We start from the raw sequence: 13,618 nt of genomic DNA, 5'->3' as shown, positions 1-13,618 counted from the left end.
TAATATATATAACCTAAACTCTAGAAGTTAAACAACACATTAGCTTACATAATCCTGAATCACTTCAATAAATTTTGGGCAGTAATGTTTTAGCTTATATGATCCGACACCTTCGATTAGTATCATATCTTCTTTAGAAACAGGTTTTTTATCAGCAAAGAGCTCAAGTGTATGATCAGAAAATATAGTAAATGGTGGTATATCCAGCCGTTCACTTAATTCTTTACGTGCGGTCTTAAGTGCCCTTAACAATGTATCATCTATAGCACCTATCGTTGTAATTTTTACTTTCTCATTGTATTGATTCGGTTTATAATATGTCATCACCTGTTCATCATTAAATAAGATGGCTTTTGCTGCTTCATCACAATATAGATAGTGATCATGGATTCTTATATAGCCATTAAAGATTAACGTATCGATAAATGATTGCACAGCGCTCGCCTCATAGTCCTTTAATAACCCAAAAGTAGAGAGCTTGTGCAGTGATTCGTTGTGAATCTGATCATCATTTTCTCCGTGCAGCACTTTAGAAAGCAGGTGTTTAGTTACAGGAATCTTTATGCGGATGAGACAACTTAATATTTGTTTCGCTTCTGTCGTCATATTATAATTCTCATCCTGGCTCAGACAGTTAGAGCACTGACCACAATTTTTCAGTGGTTCATTTGGATTAAAGTAATTAATGATGGTTGACTGCAGACAGCGCTTCGTCTTCGTATATTGAATCATTTTACTCAGTTTGTCTTTCTTTAATTCCTGCACTGGTTCAGGCGCTGTCTCAATAAAGAAATGCTGCAACTTAATATCCGCTTCTGAATACATTAAAATACACTCACTCTTCAAACCATCACGGCCTGCTCGCCCTGCCTCCTGATAATAGCTCTCTAAGTCCTGCGGCATATTATAATGAATGACATATCTGACATTGGATTTATCAATCCCCATTCCAAATGCATTCGTTGCAATCATTACCGGAATATCATCTCGAACGAAAGCACTTTGATTACGTTCTTTTTCTTCCTTCTTAAGTCCGGCATGATAGAATGTATGACGAATCTGATTCACTTCAAACACTTCACTTAACAACTCTACTTGCTTTCTTGTGCTAGCGTAGATAATTCCTGATGCATCACTATGACTCTTTATATAGTCAATCACCATCTTTTGTTTCTGATACGTCGGGTCTACGATGAACTTCAAGTTTTCTCTTTTTGTACTTGTTTCAACAACATGCTCCAGTTGAATATGCAGTAAGCTGCATATATCCTCCTTAACATCTACGGTAGCCGTAGCTGTTAATGCCATAAGCGTAAAATGGTGAGGTAACGTCATCACCTTTTGTACGACGTCACGGTAGCTGGGTCTAAAGTCATGTCCCCATTTTGATATGCAATGTGCCTCATCGAAAGCGACAAGTCGAATATCAAGGGCGTATAACAGCTGCTGAAAAGAATGATTATCAAATCGTTCAGGCGCAACATACAGAAATTGACACTCACCTGAAATTAATTGCGTTTCAACTGCACGCATTTCCTGTTTCGTTAATGAAGAATTGATATAGCTAGCTTTAATACCACTCGCATTGAGTGCATCCACCTGGTCTTTCATCAATGAGATGAGCGGGCTTATGACGAGCGTCAATCCTCCTTTGTAGATGCCCGGCACTTGATAGCATATAGATTTCCCGCCACCTGTCGGAAGAATGCCAAGTGTCGGAATATTATTTATCGCATAATCTATTAATTGTTGCTGTCCGGGCCTAAAGCTGGAATAACCAAAATACTCTTGTAATATGTGTTTCATAACCTACTCCATTCGTGCAGAAAGTTCATCCCATTCTTCAAAGTATGTTTCATATAGTATTTCTTTCTCCTGACGTTCAGTCGTCAATTGATTGAGTTTATCATAATTTGTCGTCTCTTGTGCAATTCTATTATCAATATCTGCAATGTCCTGTTCTAATGATTCAATCGCATCTGTCAAAAATTCAAAGCGGCGTTTGTCTTTATAGGATACACGTTTTGTTCCCTTTTCTTGATTTTTATGTTTCTCACTTTTCTCTGGCGACTGTATGGTAATATTGCTCTCTATCTGTGATTTGAAGTCCAGGTAATCTTCAAAATCCCCTAGTATTTTATGAACTGTATTTTCATGTACATACCAATAGGAAGTCACTGCTTTATTCAGAAAATATCTATCATGGCTGACCGTGATGACAGCACCTTTAAATGACTCAAGATACTGTTCTAATACGGTCAATGTCTCTGTATCCAGATCATTTGTCGGTTCATCCAGCAATAATACGTTAGGTCCTTGAATCAATATACTTAGTAAATAGAGGCGCTTACGTTCTCCACCACTCAGTTTACTAATATAGGTACCGTGAACAGCGGACGGAAATAAGAAGCGTTCCAGTAATTGCGTAACGGAAATCTTTTCACCTGTAGAAGTGAAACCTATTTCAGCTTTCTCTCTTAAAAAGTCGATCATACGCATATCTTTTTCCAGTTCCATCTCTACTTGTCGGTAATATCCGACTCTCACTGTCTGGCCTACTTTGATCGTCCCCGTTTTTAGTGTAAGCTCTCCAGCCAGCAGATTCAATAGCGTGGACTTTCCTGTGCCGTTCTGACCAACAATACCGATACGATCTGTCGTCTGCACAATATCACTGAAGCTTTCAAATAATATTTTATCGTCAAAGTGCATCCCAACCGATTCTAGTTCAAATACTTGCTTACCAAGACGCTTATTTTGAAGATTGATTTCCATCGTTTCCGATTTCTTCTGCGCTTTCACTTTATCTTCTATATCACTGAAACGGTCAATTCTCGCCTGCTGTTTCGTTGTTCTCGCTTTCGCACCTTTGCGCATCCAGGCGAGTTCTTGTTTATACAATTGCTTTTCCTTCTGTTCCTGATTAGCAAGGATAAGTTCATCTTCGGCTTTTTGAACGACGTAATCTTCGTAGTTACCACGATACTGATAGAGCTTACCATTTCTTAATTCAACAATACGGTTCGTAATCTCATTCAGGAAGTAACGGTCATGTGTCACTATGAGAACAGCTTTTTTATAATTTTTTATGAACTGAATGAGCCAATATATGGATTCAAAATCAAGGTGGTTGGTCGGTTCGTCAAGTAACAGTAAATCAGGTGCCTTAAGTAAAGATTTTGCAAGCGCAACACGCTTCTTCTGTCCACCACTAAGTGTAGTAATCGGCGCCTCAAGATTCAATATTCCGAGTTTCGTAAGAATTGCTTCTGCAGAGCTGCGATATGTAAATCCATCCATTTGTTCAATCTGCGTCTGAATTTCGCTAAGTTCATGTGCCAATGTGTCATTATAATCTGATTCCATCTGTTTTAATATGTGATTATATTTCTTAAACAACTGCATCACTGGATGCGCACGGTCCAGCACATTATCAGTAATTGAAAGTGATTCATCTAGTACAGGCGATTGTGCTGCGTACTCGATTGTAAATCCATTGGGATGAGTCACTGTTCCATTATGTTCCTCTATTTCAGCAATGCATTTTAACAGTGCACTTTTACCTGTTCCATTGATACCAACAAGTGCAATTTTATCGCCGGTTGAAATGCTTAAGCTAAGGTTTTCGAATACCGTTTTTACACCGTACTGCTTTGTCAAATTTTCTATTTTATATGCTTCCATAATATAAACTCCCACTTATTTTCTTTATTTCATATAAGAAACAATATCTCATTAAACACGTATATGATATAGTTATGTATTATAAATATCAATATAATATTATACAGTTTTTTTATAAGGAGGTACATATGTTCGAATGGTTTAGTGAGTTATCACCAATGGTACAGGCTGGAATCGCCGGAATCTTTACATGGCTGATGACAGGACTTGGTGCGTCTATCGTATTTTTCTTCAAGACTGTAAATAATAAAGTGCTGAATACGATGCAAGGCTTTGCCGCGGGCGTTATGATTGCTGCATCCTTCTGGTCTTTGCTATCACCAGCAATCAGTTTTAGTGAAGACAATGGCGTAACACCATGGTTACCAGCTGCAATCGGCTTTTTATTAGGCGGTCTCTTTATACGCCTGCTCGATGTCGTTATTCCACATATCCATCCAAATGCCTCTAATCCTGGGCATATTAATGAAGGACCATCAACAAATCTTAAGAAATCTACATTACTTTTTTTAGCAATTACGATGCATAATATTCCTGAAGGATTAGCTTTAGGTGTCGCATTTGGTGGTGTTGTCAGCGGGAATAGTGCTGCACTAATGGGTGCAATAGGGCTTGCAATCGGTATTGGTATTCAAAACATACCTGAAGGTTCAGCATTATCTTTGCCAATACATGGTGATGGTAAGTCTAAGATGAAAGCATTTAATCTCGGACACGGTTCAGCAATCGTCGAACCGATATTTGCAGTTATCGGAGCAGGTGCTGTTTTACTTGTAACGCCACTCTTACCGTACGCACTTGCATTTGCAGCAGGTGCAATGATATTCGTAGTCGTAGAGGAGCTGATACCAGAATCTCAGTCTGGAGATAATACAGACTTAGCTACAATGGGACTCATGGTCGGATTTACAATTATGATGATATTAGACGTCGCACTGGGCTAAGGTTGAAAAAAATGCGATCTTGATCCGCAGCAAAATAAAAACGGCGCCAAGAAAATGTTCTTTGTTTTCTGCGTCGTTTGAATTTTGTCGCCAGGGTCAGCATTTTTTTCACCGTCAATAATCATTTATTCATCGCTGAATTTAATAAAAAATGCGATTCTTGGCCCTCAGCAAAAGAAAACCGGTCAATATAGAAAACAATTTAAGTTTTCTATATTGACCGGCTTTCTTTATTATTGAGATACGTCACCATTATCATAATGGTATTTTGAAGCGTTAATTTTCTCAAACTCTGGATTGTTATAGAATCTTAACAAGTCACCATTGATAAGCGCATCAGACATTTCTAATTCTTTTTCAGCTTGTCTTTTTATTGTTTCTGCTGCAGCCTCTTGCTTTTTATCTGTTAGAGGCTGGTTTGTTTTGTTACTATAAAAGATACCATTAATCGATTTATATTCTGATGTTATGAAATCACCATTTCTAAAAGTTACAGTGTCCTTGTGCTGTTTAGAGAATAAATCCGTCCCAAACATCACATATGGTTTAGCGTCAATTCCAAGTAAATGTAATAACGTCGGTGCTACGTCTACCTGAGCTGCATAAGTATGATCAACCTTACCTTCAACACCTGGCACTTTAAGAAATAGACCTGTACGCTGTAGGTCCATAAATTTTGTTGGCGTAATTTCTTCGCCTAATAATTTTGCCATCGCTTTATTATGGTTTTCAGATATACCATAATGATCACCGTAAATTAATATTACAGAATCATCATAGAGTCCTTCCTTTTTCAAATCTTCTATAAACTGCTGAACTGCTTCATCTAGATATCTTGCAGTTTGTACATACCCGTCGACAGTAGGGTTACCTGTTTCAGGTGAATCTATTGTTGCTTCAGCTTTATCAATCGTAAATGGATAGTGATTTGTTAATGTGATCAGATGAGAGTAGAACGGTTGTTTCTCATTCTTTAAATATGGGATTGACTCTTTAAAGAACTCTTTGTCTTTCAATCCTAAGTTCTCTAAGTTTTTCTCGCTCATATCATAATACGTCGCATCATAGAATTTATCGATACCGAAGTGTTTATACACCTGATCTCTGTTCCAGAATGTTTTATAATCTCCATGCATAACAGAAGTTGAATATCCTTGTTGCTGATTCATAATCGCAGGTAACGACTGATACGTATTATCACCTTTCAATGAATAAGCTGAACCTTGCTGCAAGCCATAAATTGAGTTATCCATCGTTAATTCTGAATCGCTTGTCTTACCTTGGCCAGTCTGATGGAAGAAATTATCATAATAAATAAAATCTTTATTTCCTGAAGCAAGTGAATTTAAGAATGGTGTTACTTCCTCGCCGTTCACTTTATAGTTGATCAAGAATGTCTGGAAGCTTTCAAGATGAATCTTAATTACATTCTTCTCTTTAGCAATACCGAATGTAGCACCATTTGGTGCAGCATATTTCGTTTTTGTATATGACTGTACTTGCGCTAAGTCATCCGAACTCGCATGTGCTTTTTGCTGGTTATTCTGAATCGTCTGGATACCGTCATATACGGTAAAGTTATACGGTCCAAGATATTTGACTAAATATTTATGGTCAAACGTTCTTGTTAATAATTCGGGACGATCCGTTTCAGCAAAGGCCAGGTTCAGGAAAAATAAAGATACTGAAACACCCATTACAACCGGGATATACTTTTTCTTGAATGAACGTGTAGAAAAGTACTGCTTTTTCATCAATAATAAATATAAGAATACAAAAATATCCAGGAAATATATAAAGTCATACCATTTAAATGAACTCCACAACGCACCTGACATTGATTCTACGTTGCTCACCTGGTTTAATGTACTAAAAGTAATAAAATCTGAGAAAAATCTGAAGTAAACGACATTAGAATAAAGAAGGAATGTTAACAGAAACCCTCCAATATAAATAAACCAATAAGCTTTTCTACCTTTAAAGAATAAAAACACACTTAAAATTAGTGCCACCAAACTATAGGGGTTCATCAGTAATATTAAGTTCTGGATTAATCCTTTAACGCCTAATGATAAATCAATATAATAGGCAAAATATGTCTTTATCGAAACTGTGATAACAGTTAACAGGAAAAACATAAAAACTGTAATCCTTTTATCTTTCATCTTCATACCTCCATTTATTCAGACTATCTATATACTTCAGACAATATTTTTATTTAATGATGTTTATAATACTTACAATTAATTATTCTTTGTAACAGTCTTGTAATATTTATCGTACAATATATTAATTTATACTTATTCGCAACAATTTTCAAGTATTATTACTTAAAAATGATAACAAATGTGTAATTTGTTTCTTTAGAGCATTTATTTACTTAACTCAATATTGTGCTGGAAAGCAATTTGATGCATAACCGTTTTAATCCAGTTTTCATAACTTTCTTTTTGACGCACCATCTCTTCTTGATCCACCCATTTAAATAACAGCTTCGAACCGGGTTTCTTCTGGGAAAGCTTAGCGAGATGATAATCTGCGATATAAGCGAACTGAACATAATCATCATCTTGGGTAATGTGCTTCAAAGATATCGCGATGTCATGCTGATGCGTAATTTGTAGTGTACCGCAGCGCTCAACAGAAACATTATTATTTGAAATCAATTTCACTTTCTGCCCTTCCAGTATAAACCCCGTTCTATCAAAGTGCTGCGTCACTGTATAAGTGTCTTGTGTCAGCTGTTTTCTTGATAAAGTATCGAGTGCTGCTGTACTGATAATATGAAATACATCTGAATAATAAAGTCGCGCGAGCGAATAGGCATCGATTCCCCAAGTAGCGCACTTCTGATGTTCTAGGTTATCAAACATTTTTTTGTGGAGTTCGTTATAATCACGTTCAAGCTCGATTCGTGTTCCCGCCTTTAAGACAATGTTGCCGCTCAGATTGTTTACAAAGTGCATCCCACCTGCAACAGCCATATATACACGTGTCCCTTTTTTGGGCTGACGAAACTTTAGCACGTCACCTTTTTCCATTAAATGCACTTTAAAAGGTGCAATCTCACGCTCGTCTGTATAGGCATAGAATTCTGCGCCGGTTAACGCAATCAGCGTACGTTCTTCAAAACGTATCACTGGTGCAGTGAAGGTCATCTCTAACGTTTCTCTCGTTATATCATTACCAAGTAATGCATTACCTAATATATGCGCCAGACTATCACAGGGTCCAGACAGTGAAGTTGCTGCATATGCGACATCATTGATCTGCTGCAGACTCGTAAATACGCCCGTCGTTTCGAATACAATTGACATTTGATTGCTCCTTTATAATTATTATAAATTCATTTACATAACCATACATCAGCCCAAAGACCTAAAAAAACTACCGATAACTATGATCGGTAGAATAAATTTGAAAAATCAATCAATATATTCTGAAAGCAAAACGTTATTACCGCAACAACTAATAATGCGCCGAACATTGTTATATAAAGATAAATATAAGCTTGTTTTATATTTTGAGCTTTGAACTCGTCGATAATTACCCTGTTCATTATGTAGACGCCAAGCGATAAACCTGTCAGTAACATCAGTATGATGATTATATTTAAAAACATTGCATCACCTAATCTCTCAATAATTTATACTATATTGTAACTTAAATTTTTTATTTGCGCATCAATTACAAAATGATTTTCACTTCAGACCACTCTCTTAAACTATTGATCATATAAACAGTGAGTCGTCCAGATGCGTACATTTCTATAAATTCTTCAATCGTGATATCCTGTTCTGAAACCTTGCCCTCATCTAGTAGCTGCTGTTTCATGCAACCTTCAAGAATATACTGCTGCGCACTCGGTGTATAATAGTTATCATTAATTTTATAGACTAAATTTCCTATATTAAATTCTAAGAGATACCTATCATAATATAGTGCAAGCTCCTGCTCTGGCTGTGTATAGTGGGTACGGACGGAAGTCTTATGCTGATAGAAGCGTTCTTCACCTTGCACAGATGGGAGGAGCTCCGCAGTAAATACTTTCTTATCTGGTAACGGTTCTGTCGTAGCATTTAAATTTCCATTTACACTAAGTGCAACTCTATACCTTCCATTCTTTGGCTTATTATCACGAATAAATGCTTTTACATTGTCTAAATCTACATTAATATTAAATGCTATAATGCCATGCCATAATCGTTCCAGATGGTACTTTTCTCTTTGGATAATACTATCAGTAACGCGCATCGTCTCAATTAATTCGAAGCGTGGCTGCACGACTTGTGTCTTTGCGATAATTTCTTCATATTCCGCTTGTGGATGTGAGTCAATTGTAATCCCACCGCCTGCGCTATATACCGCTTCATTATGGTGCAAGGAGATTGTACGAATCGGAATATTAAATATCATATAATCATCTGGCTTAATAAAACCAATCGTCCCACAATAAATTCCTCTTGGTGACTCCAGTTCATTAATGATTTTCATCGTCGAAATTTTAGGTGCGCCAGTAATTGAGCCACACGGGAAAAGCGCACGCATAATTTCATACAATGAATGGTTGTTATTCGTTGCCGTAATTGTTGAAGTCATTTGGAATACTGTTTGATATCGTTCCACTTCAAACAGTTGATCGACCTTCACACTGCCCTTTTTCGCGATACGACTTAAATCATTACGTAATAAATCGACGATCATCACATTCTCTGCTTTATCTTTACTTGAGTTTTTGAGCTGTTCGTAGTTTTTAGCATCTTCTGCTTCGTTACTGCCGCGCTCAAGCGTACCTTTCATCGGTCTCGTTAACAGCTGATTATTCAGTACATCATATTGGAAGAAGAGTTCCGGTGAAATGCTGATGATATAATCGTCCCCATCTTCTACATAAGCCGTATAGTTGCCGTTTTGTGCACTCAAGTATTGATAGAGTGCGTATGGATCTTCTGTTAATGTCGCTTTAAGTCGTGTCGTATAATTAACTTGATACGTGACACCTTGTCGAATATATTCCTGGATAGATTCTACAGCTTTCATGATTTCTTCAGCAGATTGTTCAAAAGTAAACTGTGTTTTCAATGGTTCTGCATTTACATATTCAAATGCATCATAATCTTCAAAGTAATAAAACAATGCAAGAGGCCCATCTATATGATGAACTTTCATAAGTGGATTAAACAGTTTCGCCGCTTCATACTTAATCGCAGTGACAACATATAGTCCACTCTCTTCTGCTTCTGTTAAAGCATTTAGCATACCGTCTTCTGTATACACTCTATCTACTTTTACAGGGTTCGTAAAGGTATATTGAACAGGTATCGTCTTACCATCGCGATAGAGCTGAAAGTTAATGACCGCGCGCATGAAATTCACGTCCTAACGATAAGAAATTGTTGAGCATCATATAGCCGGAAGTTGTGAGTACAGATTCTGGATGAAACTGAATACCGTAAATCGGCCATGATTCATGTGCTACACTCATCACAATATTATCCGTTATACCGGTAACGATTAATGGCCTTTGAATCTTGTCCATCGTTCCTAAAGAGTGATATCTTGCAACTTGTGCCGGCGCTTCTACACCTTGGTATAAGTCTGTACCGTCATGTTCTACATGGCCGATATGCCCGTGTACTGGTGACAGCTTCTTAATTTCATGATTAAAGTGCTGCATGATCACCTGAAAACCAAGACATATGCCAAGAACAGGAATACGGTCTCCGAATGTATCGATAACTTTATGTGCGATAATTGCTTCTGCCGGATGTCCCGGACCTGGTGATAGAATAATAAATTCCGGCGATAATCGATCTATATGTTCAATGGTCACAACTTTAGAACGAACGACTTGAACAGTTTCATCCATTGCCTCTAAATAATGAACGATATTATATGTAAACGAATCATCGTGGTCTATCATTAAAATCATAAACTTCACTCATTTCTAAAAACGTTTTCTTGAAGTAACAGATATTATTATACACGCTTTTCTGTTATAATGAGTAGCGAATTCAATATAAGAGGTTCCTAGCGCACACCCTCTATAAAAAACTAGAACGACACCGCTAGGATTGGTGTCTTTTTTAATGGAGTGAATATAATGAAACAACTGAATTCTAACAAAGCGCTGGTCGTCTTTAGTGGCGGTCAGGATAGCACAACATGCATGTTCTATGCGATGCATCATTATGATGAGGTAGAACTTGTAACCTTTAACTATGGGCAACGTCATGCTCTTGAAATCGATATCGCAAAACAAATTGCAGAAGAACAGAATTTAAAACATCATGTCCTTGATATGTCTTTACTCTCACAGTTATCACCGAATGCATTGACGCACCACGACTTAACAATCGAAGAGGATGATATTCCAAATACATTCGTTCCTGCGCGTAACTTGCTGTTTATGAGCTTTGCGGCGGCACTTGCGTATCAGATTAATGCGAAGCATATCATTACCGGCGTCTGTGAAACAGACTTCTCAGGATACCCTGACTGCCGTGATAACTTTATTAAGTCACTGAATGTCACGATTAACTTATCGATGGATCTAAACTTTGAAATTCATACACCATTAATGTGGCTTGATAAGAAAGAAACTTGGGCGCTTGCAGATACGTTAGGACAACTGGACTATGTTCGTAACAAAACATTAACATGCTATAACGGAATCCCTGCAGACGGATGCGGAGAGTGTCCAAGCTGTAAACTGAGAAATAAAGGTCTTAACCAATACTTGCAAGAAAAAGAAAGCGGTGACTTATAATGATGCAGCAACTATATCCTCAAGTGAATCATAATTATGCATTTGAAATGAACAAAGATATTAACTTCTCTGCCGCACACTTTATTCCGAATGAGAAGGCAGGTGTATGCAGCCGTGTTCACGGACACACATACTTTGCGAATGTAACAATTGGTGGAAATGAACTAGATGAAATGGGATTTCTCGTTAATTTCAGAGATATAAAATCTATCATCAATGATACGTTTGACCATCGTTTAATGAATGATTTAGAAGCATTTCAAGGCACACCACCATCAACAGAAAGCGTTGCGAAGCTCATATTCGAAAAAATTGAAGCACATTTAGATACACTTTCACATGGACCAAAAGTGCTGCAAGTCTATTTACGTGAAACACCAACAAGCTACGTATTATATAGAGGTAAACGATAATGAAGATACCTGTACTAGAAATATTCGGTCCAACGATTCAAGGTGAAGGTGCAGTTATCGGGCGCAAGACGATGTTTGTCAGAACAGCAGGCTGTGACTTCAGCTGCGCTTGGTGTGACTCGAAGTTTACATGGGATGGTACGATGAAAGATGAAATTGAAATGTTATTACCCGAAACAATCTATGAACGTCTTCAGTCTATTGCACCTAATCAGTTTAATCATGTCACGATATCGGGTGGTAATCCTGCGCTGATAAAAAATTTAGCTGGATTTGTATCGTTATTACACGATAAAGGTATTGAAGTGGCGCTCGAAACACAAGGTACGAAATTCCAGAGCTGGATGACTGAAATCGATCAGTTGACGATTAGCCCGAAACCGCCAAGTTCAACGATGACACACGATTTAGACCAGCTGGACGCTGTGATTCGTGAGCTGGATTCAGATAAAGTAACATTAAAAGTGGTTATCTTTAATGATGAAGATTATCATTTCAGCAAAATGATCCATAAACGCTACCCACATATTAAAATGTATTTACAGGTTGGTAATCCCTATCTTGATGATACTGTAGAAGACCATACTTCAAGACTACTTTCACATTATGAAACATTAATCGATAAAGTAATGCCGGACAGTGAAATGAATGATGTGTATATAACGCCACAACTGCACACATTGCTCTGGAGTAACAAAAAAGGTGTATAATAATCATTGTGTTTCATTTTATGTAAACGTTATAATTGAAACACGATTGAAATTTAAGGAGACACTTTATGAGTTACTTGCTGATAGGAAATTTATTAATGACGCTCTTCGTATTTCTGTTCTTTAACTTTAAAGAACAGAACATGACATATATTCATTTGAATATATCTACGATGATCGTAGTATTAACGAACTATCCATTACTTGGACATGCAAACTTTATTTCTAAAACATTCGTGCTTTTTATCGGTTCGATAAGTGTCATGCATCTATACTTACGCTATTATCATTCCGATAACTATAACATCTATATTCACTATAAATGGCTGCACTTATTATTAGCTTTACTCTTTAATATATCAATACCATTTATTATTATACATAGTGACGAATCTGTTTATTTATCAAGTCCATATTTGAGCGTTTCATTTTTTATCATCGGTCTTATTATGTATCAGTTATCAGAAGTAAACGGTACAGTAAAGTGGTTTCAGTTTGAATATTTAAATATATACAAATATATTAACCATCCGAAACGTATCGGAGAATATTTATTTGCAATTAGTTTTATATTACTCGTAATGTTTATTCCATATAATTACGTCTATTTCATTTTAGGAATACTATACATCATTTATATTAAAAAAAGCTTACTGTTTAACAATCAATAAGCTTTTTTATGATTATATTAAAATTAATTTTCATTAATTTTAATAAAAATGTTTATCTCCTTTTTTACGTGGTATTTATGAATCATAAGCGAAACGCTTATAAACGTTTTTATAATATTCGTTTAAATTGTTTAATATAGGAGGAAATTATTATGGGCTTTATTTTAACAATTATTATGGGTGGTCTGATTGGTTGGATCGCAGGTATGATTATGGGTACTGATATTCCAGGCGGAAAAATCGGTAATATCATTGCCGGTCTTATCGGTGCATCTATCGGTGGTAACTTATTAGGAGAAATGGGACCAACAATTTGGGGCGTAAGTATTATCCCTGCATTAGTAGGTACAATCCTTTTAATTGCAATCGTATCAATTGTATTACAATTAATGCACAAACGTCGTTAATATACGGCAAACAGTAAGAG

12 protein-coding genes are annotated in these 13,618 nt (G+C 36.7%); 6 read left to right on the top strand and 6 right to left on the bottom strand.

All coding sequences use genetic code 11. From position 1 onward, the window contains the following. Window positions 1-39: 39 nt before the first annotated feature. Both recQ and ACZ2V4_RS05305 read right to left on the bottom strand, forming a co-directional pair. Window positions 40-1,806, bottom strand: coding sequence for a DNA helicase RecQ (gene recQ / locus ACZ2V4_RS05310; RefSeq protein ID WP_219494026.1), 1,767 nt, complete (start codon window positions 1,804-1,806; stop codon window positions 40-42). 3 nt (window positions 1,807-1,809) lie between these two features. After that, window positions 1,810-3,684: an ABC-F family ATP-binding cassette domain-containing protein gene (locus ACZ2V4_RS05305; RefSeq protein WP_283721826.1), complete on the bottom strand. Its 1,875-nt coding sequence runs from the start codon at window positions 3,682-3,684 to the stop codon at window positions 1,810-1,812. A 128-nt stretch (window positions 3,685-3,812) separates the two neighbouring features. Here ACZ2V4_RS05305 and ACZ2V4_RS05300 point away from each other — a divergent pair, with 128 nt between their 5' ends. Beyond that, entirely contained in the window at window positions 3,813-4,628 is an 816-nt protein-coding gene (locus tag ACZ2V4_RS05300) for a ZIP family metal transporter (protein ID WP_283721827.1), read from the top strand. A 233-nt stretch (window positions 4,629-4,861) separates the two neighbouring features. Here the strand turns inward: ACZ2V4_RS05300 and ltaS are convergent, their stop codons facing one another. From ltaS to ACZ2V4_RS05280, 4 genes are all read right to left on the bottom strand, one after another. Further along, the gene (ltaS, locus tag ACZ2V4_RS05295; RefSeq protein ID WP_419895396.1) at window positions 4,862-6,799 is read right to left on the bottom strand and encodes a polyglycerol-phosphate lipoteichoic acid synthase LtaS; all 1,938 of its coding nucleotides are present in this window, start codon (window positions 6,797-6,799) and stop codon (window positions 4,862-4,864) included. A gap of 201 nt (window positions 6,800-7,000) precedes the next feature. After that, a complete protein-coding gene (locus ACZ2V4_RS05290) occupies window positions 7,001-7,945 on the bottom strand; it encodes a 5-oxoprolinase subunit C family protein (protein ID WP_219494019.1) in 945 nt (314 codons plus the stop codon). 370 nt (window positions 7,946-8,315) lie between these two features. After that, entirely contained in the window at window positions 8,316-9,995 is a 1,680-nt protein-coding gene (pabB, locus tag ACZ2V4_RS05285; RefSeq protein WP_490514587.1) for an aminodeoxychorismate synthase component I, read from the bottom strand. Continuing rightward, window positions 9,979-10,560, bottom strand: a complete 582-nt coding sequence (locus ACZ2V4_RS05280) for an anthranilate synthase component II (protein ID WP_490514586.1) — start codon at window positions 10,558-10,560, stop codon at window positions 9,979-9,981. The genes pabB and ACZ2V4_RS05280 overlap by 17 nt, the downstream gene beginning before the upstream one ends. Window positions 10,561-10,731: 171 nt before the next feature. On the opposite strand from ACZ2V4_RS05280, the gene queC reads away from it, so the two are divergent. The 5 genes from queC (at window position 10,732) to ACZ2V4_RS05255 (ending at window position 13,598) form a co-directional block, all read left to right on the top strand. Then, a complete protein-coding gene (gene queC, locus ACZ2V4_RS05275; RefSeq protein WP_086038221.1) occupies window positions 10,732-11,397 on the top strand; it encodes a 7-cyano-7-deazaguanine synthase QueC in 666 nt (221 codons plus the stop codon). Next, on the top strand, window positions 11,397-11,810 hold the full coding sequence (locus ACZ2V4_RS05270; protein WP_283721831.1) for a 6-pyruvoyl trahydropterin synthase family protein: 414 nt from the start codon (window positions 11,397-11,399) through the stop codon (window positions 11,808-11,810). Before queC ends, ACZ2V4_RS05270 begins: the two co-directional genes overlap by 1 nt. After that, complete coding sequence (gene queE / locus ACZ2V4_RS05265) at window positions 11,807-12,520, top strand: 7-carboxy-7-deazaguanine synthase QueE (protein WP_165980801.1); 714 nt, start codon at window positions 11,807-11,809, stop codon at window positions 12,518-12,520. Before ACZ2V4_RS05270 ends, queE begins: the two co-directional genes overlap by 4 nt. A 68-nt stretch (window positions 12,521-12,588) precedes the next feature. Further along, the gene (locus ACZ2V4_RS05260; protein ID WP_283721832.1) at window positions 12,589-13,191 is read left to right on the top strand and encodes a hypothetical protein; all 603 of its coding nucleotides are present in this window, start codon (window positions 12,589-12,591) and stop codon (window positions 13,189-13,191) included. A 152-nt stretch (window positions 13,192-13,343) separates the two neighbouring features. Beyond that, window positions 13,344-13,598, top strand: coding sequence for a GlsB/YeaQ/YmgE family stress response membrane protein (locus ACZ2V4_RS05255; protein WP_283721833.1), 255 nt, complete (start codon window positions 13,344-13,346; stop codon window positions 13,596-13,598). Window positions 13,599-13,618 lie beyond the last annotated feature (20 nt).

Source organism: Macrococcus sp. CoH-51_TC_04 (assembly GCF_058188655.1).
This window is presented reverse-complemented; position numbering and strand designations above follow the sequence as displayed.

Excerpts from the sequence above, each read along its gene's own strand:
- ACZ2V4_RS05305 (WP_283721826.1), bottom strand. The coding sequence starts at position 3,684 with ATGGAAGCATATAAAATAGAAAATTTGACAAAGCAGTACGGTGTAAAA.
- recQ (WP_219494026.1), bottom strand. The coding sequence starts at position 1,806 with ATGAAACACATATTACAAGAGTATTTTGGTTATTCCAGCTTTAGGCCC.
- ACZ2V4_RS05300 (WP_283721827.1), top strand. The coding sequence starts at position 3,813 with ATGTTCGAATGGTTTAGTGAGTTATCACCAATGGTACAGGCTGGAATC.
- ltaS (WP_419895396.1), bottom strand. The coding sequence starts at position 6,799 with ATGAAGATGAAAGATAAAAGGATTACAGTTTTTATGTTTTTCCTGTTA.
- ACZ2V4_RS05255 (WP_283721833.1), top strand. The coding sequence starts at position 13,344 with ATGGGCTTTATTTTAACAATTATTATGGGTGGTCTGATTGGTTGGATC.
- queC (WP_086038221.1), top strand. The coding sequence starts at position 10,732 with ATGAAACAACTGAATTCTAACAAAGCGCTGGTCGTCTTTAGTGGCGGT.
- pabB (WP_490514587.1), bottom strand. The coding sequence starts at position 9,995 with ATGCGCGCGGTCATTAACTTTCAGCTCTATCGCGATGGTAAGACGATA.
- ACZ2V4_RS05260 (WP_283721832.1), top strand. The coding sequence starts at position 12,589 with ATGAGTTACTTGCTGATAGGAAATTTATTAATGACGCTCTTCGTATTT.
- ACZ2V4_RS05270 (WP_283721831.1), top strand. The coding sequence starts at position 11,397 with ATGATGCAGCAACTATATCCTCAAGTGAATCATAATTATGCATTTGAA.
- ACZ2V4_RS05280 (WP_490514586.1), bottom strand. The coding sequence starts at position 10,560 with ATGATTTTAATGATAGACCACGATGATTCGTTTACATATAATATCGTT.
- ACZ2V4_RS05290 (WP_219494019.1), bottom strand. The coding sequence starts at position 7,945 with ATGTCAATTGTATTCGAAACGACGGGCGTATTTACGAGTCTGCAGCAG.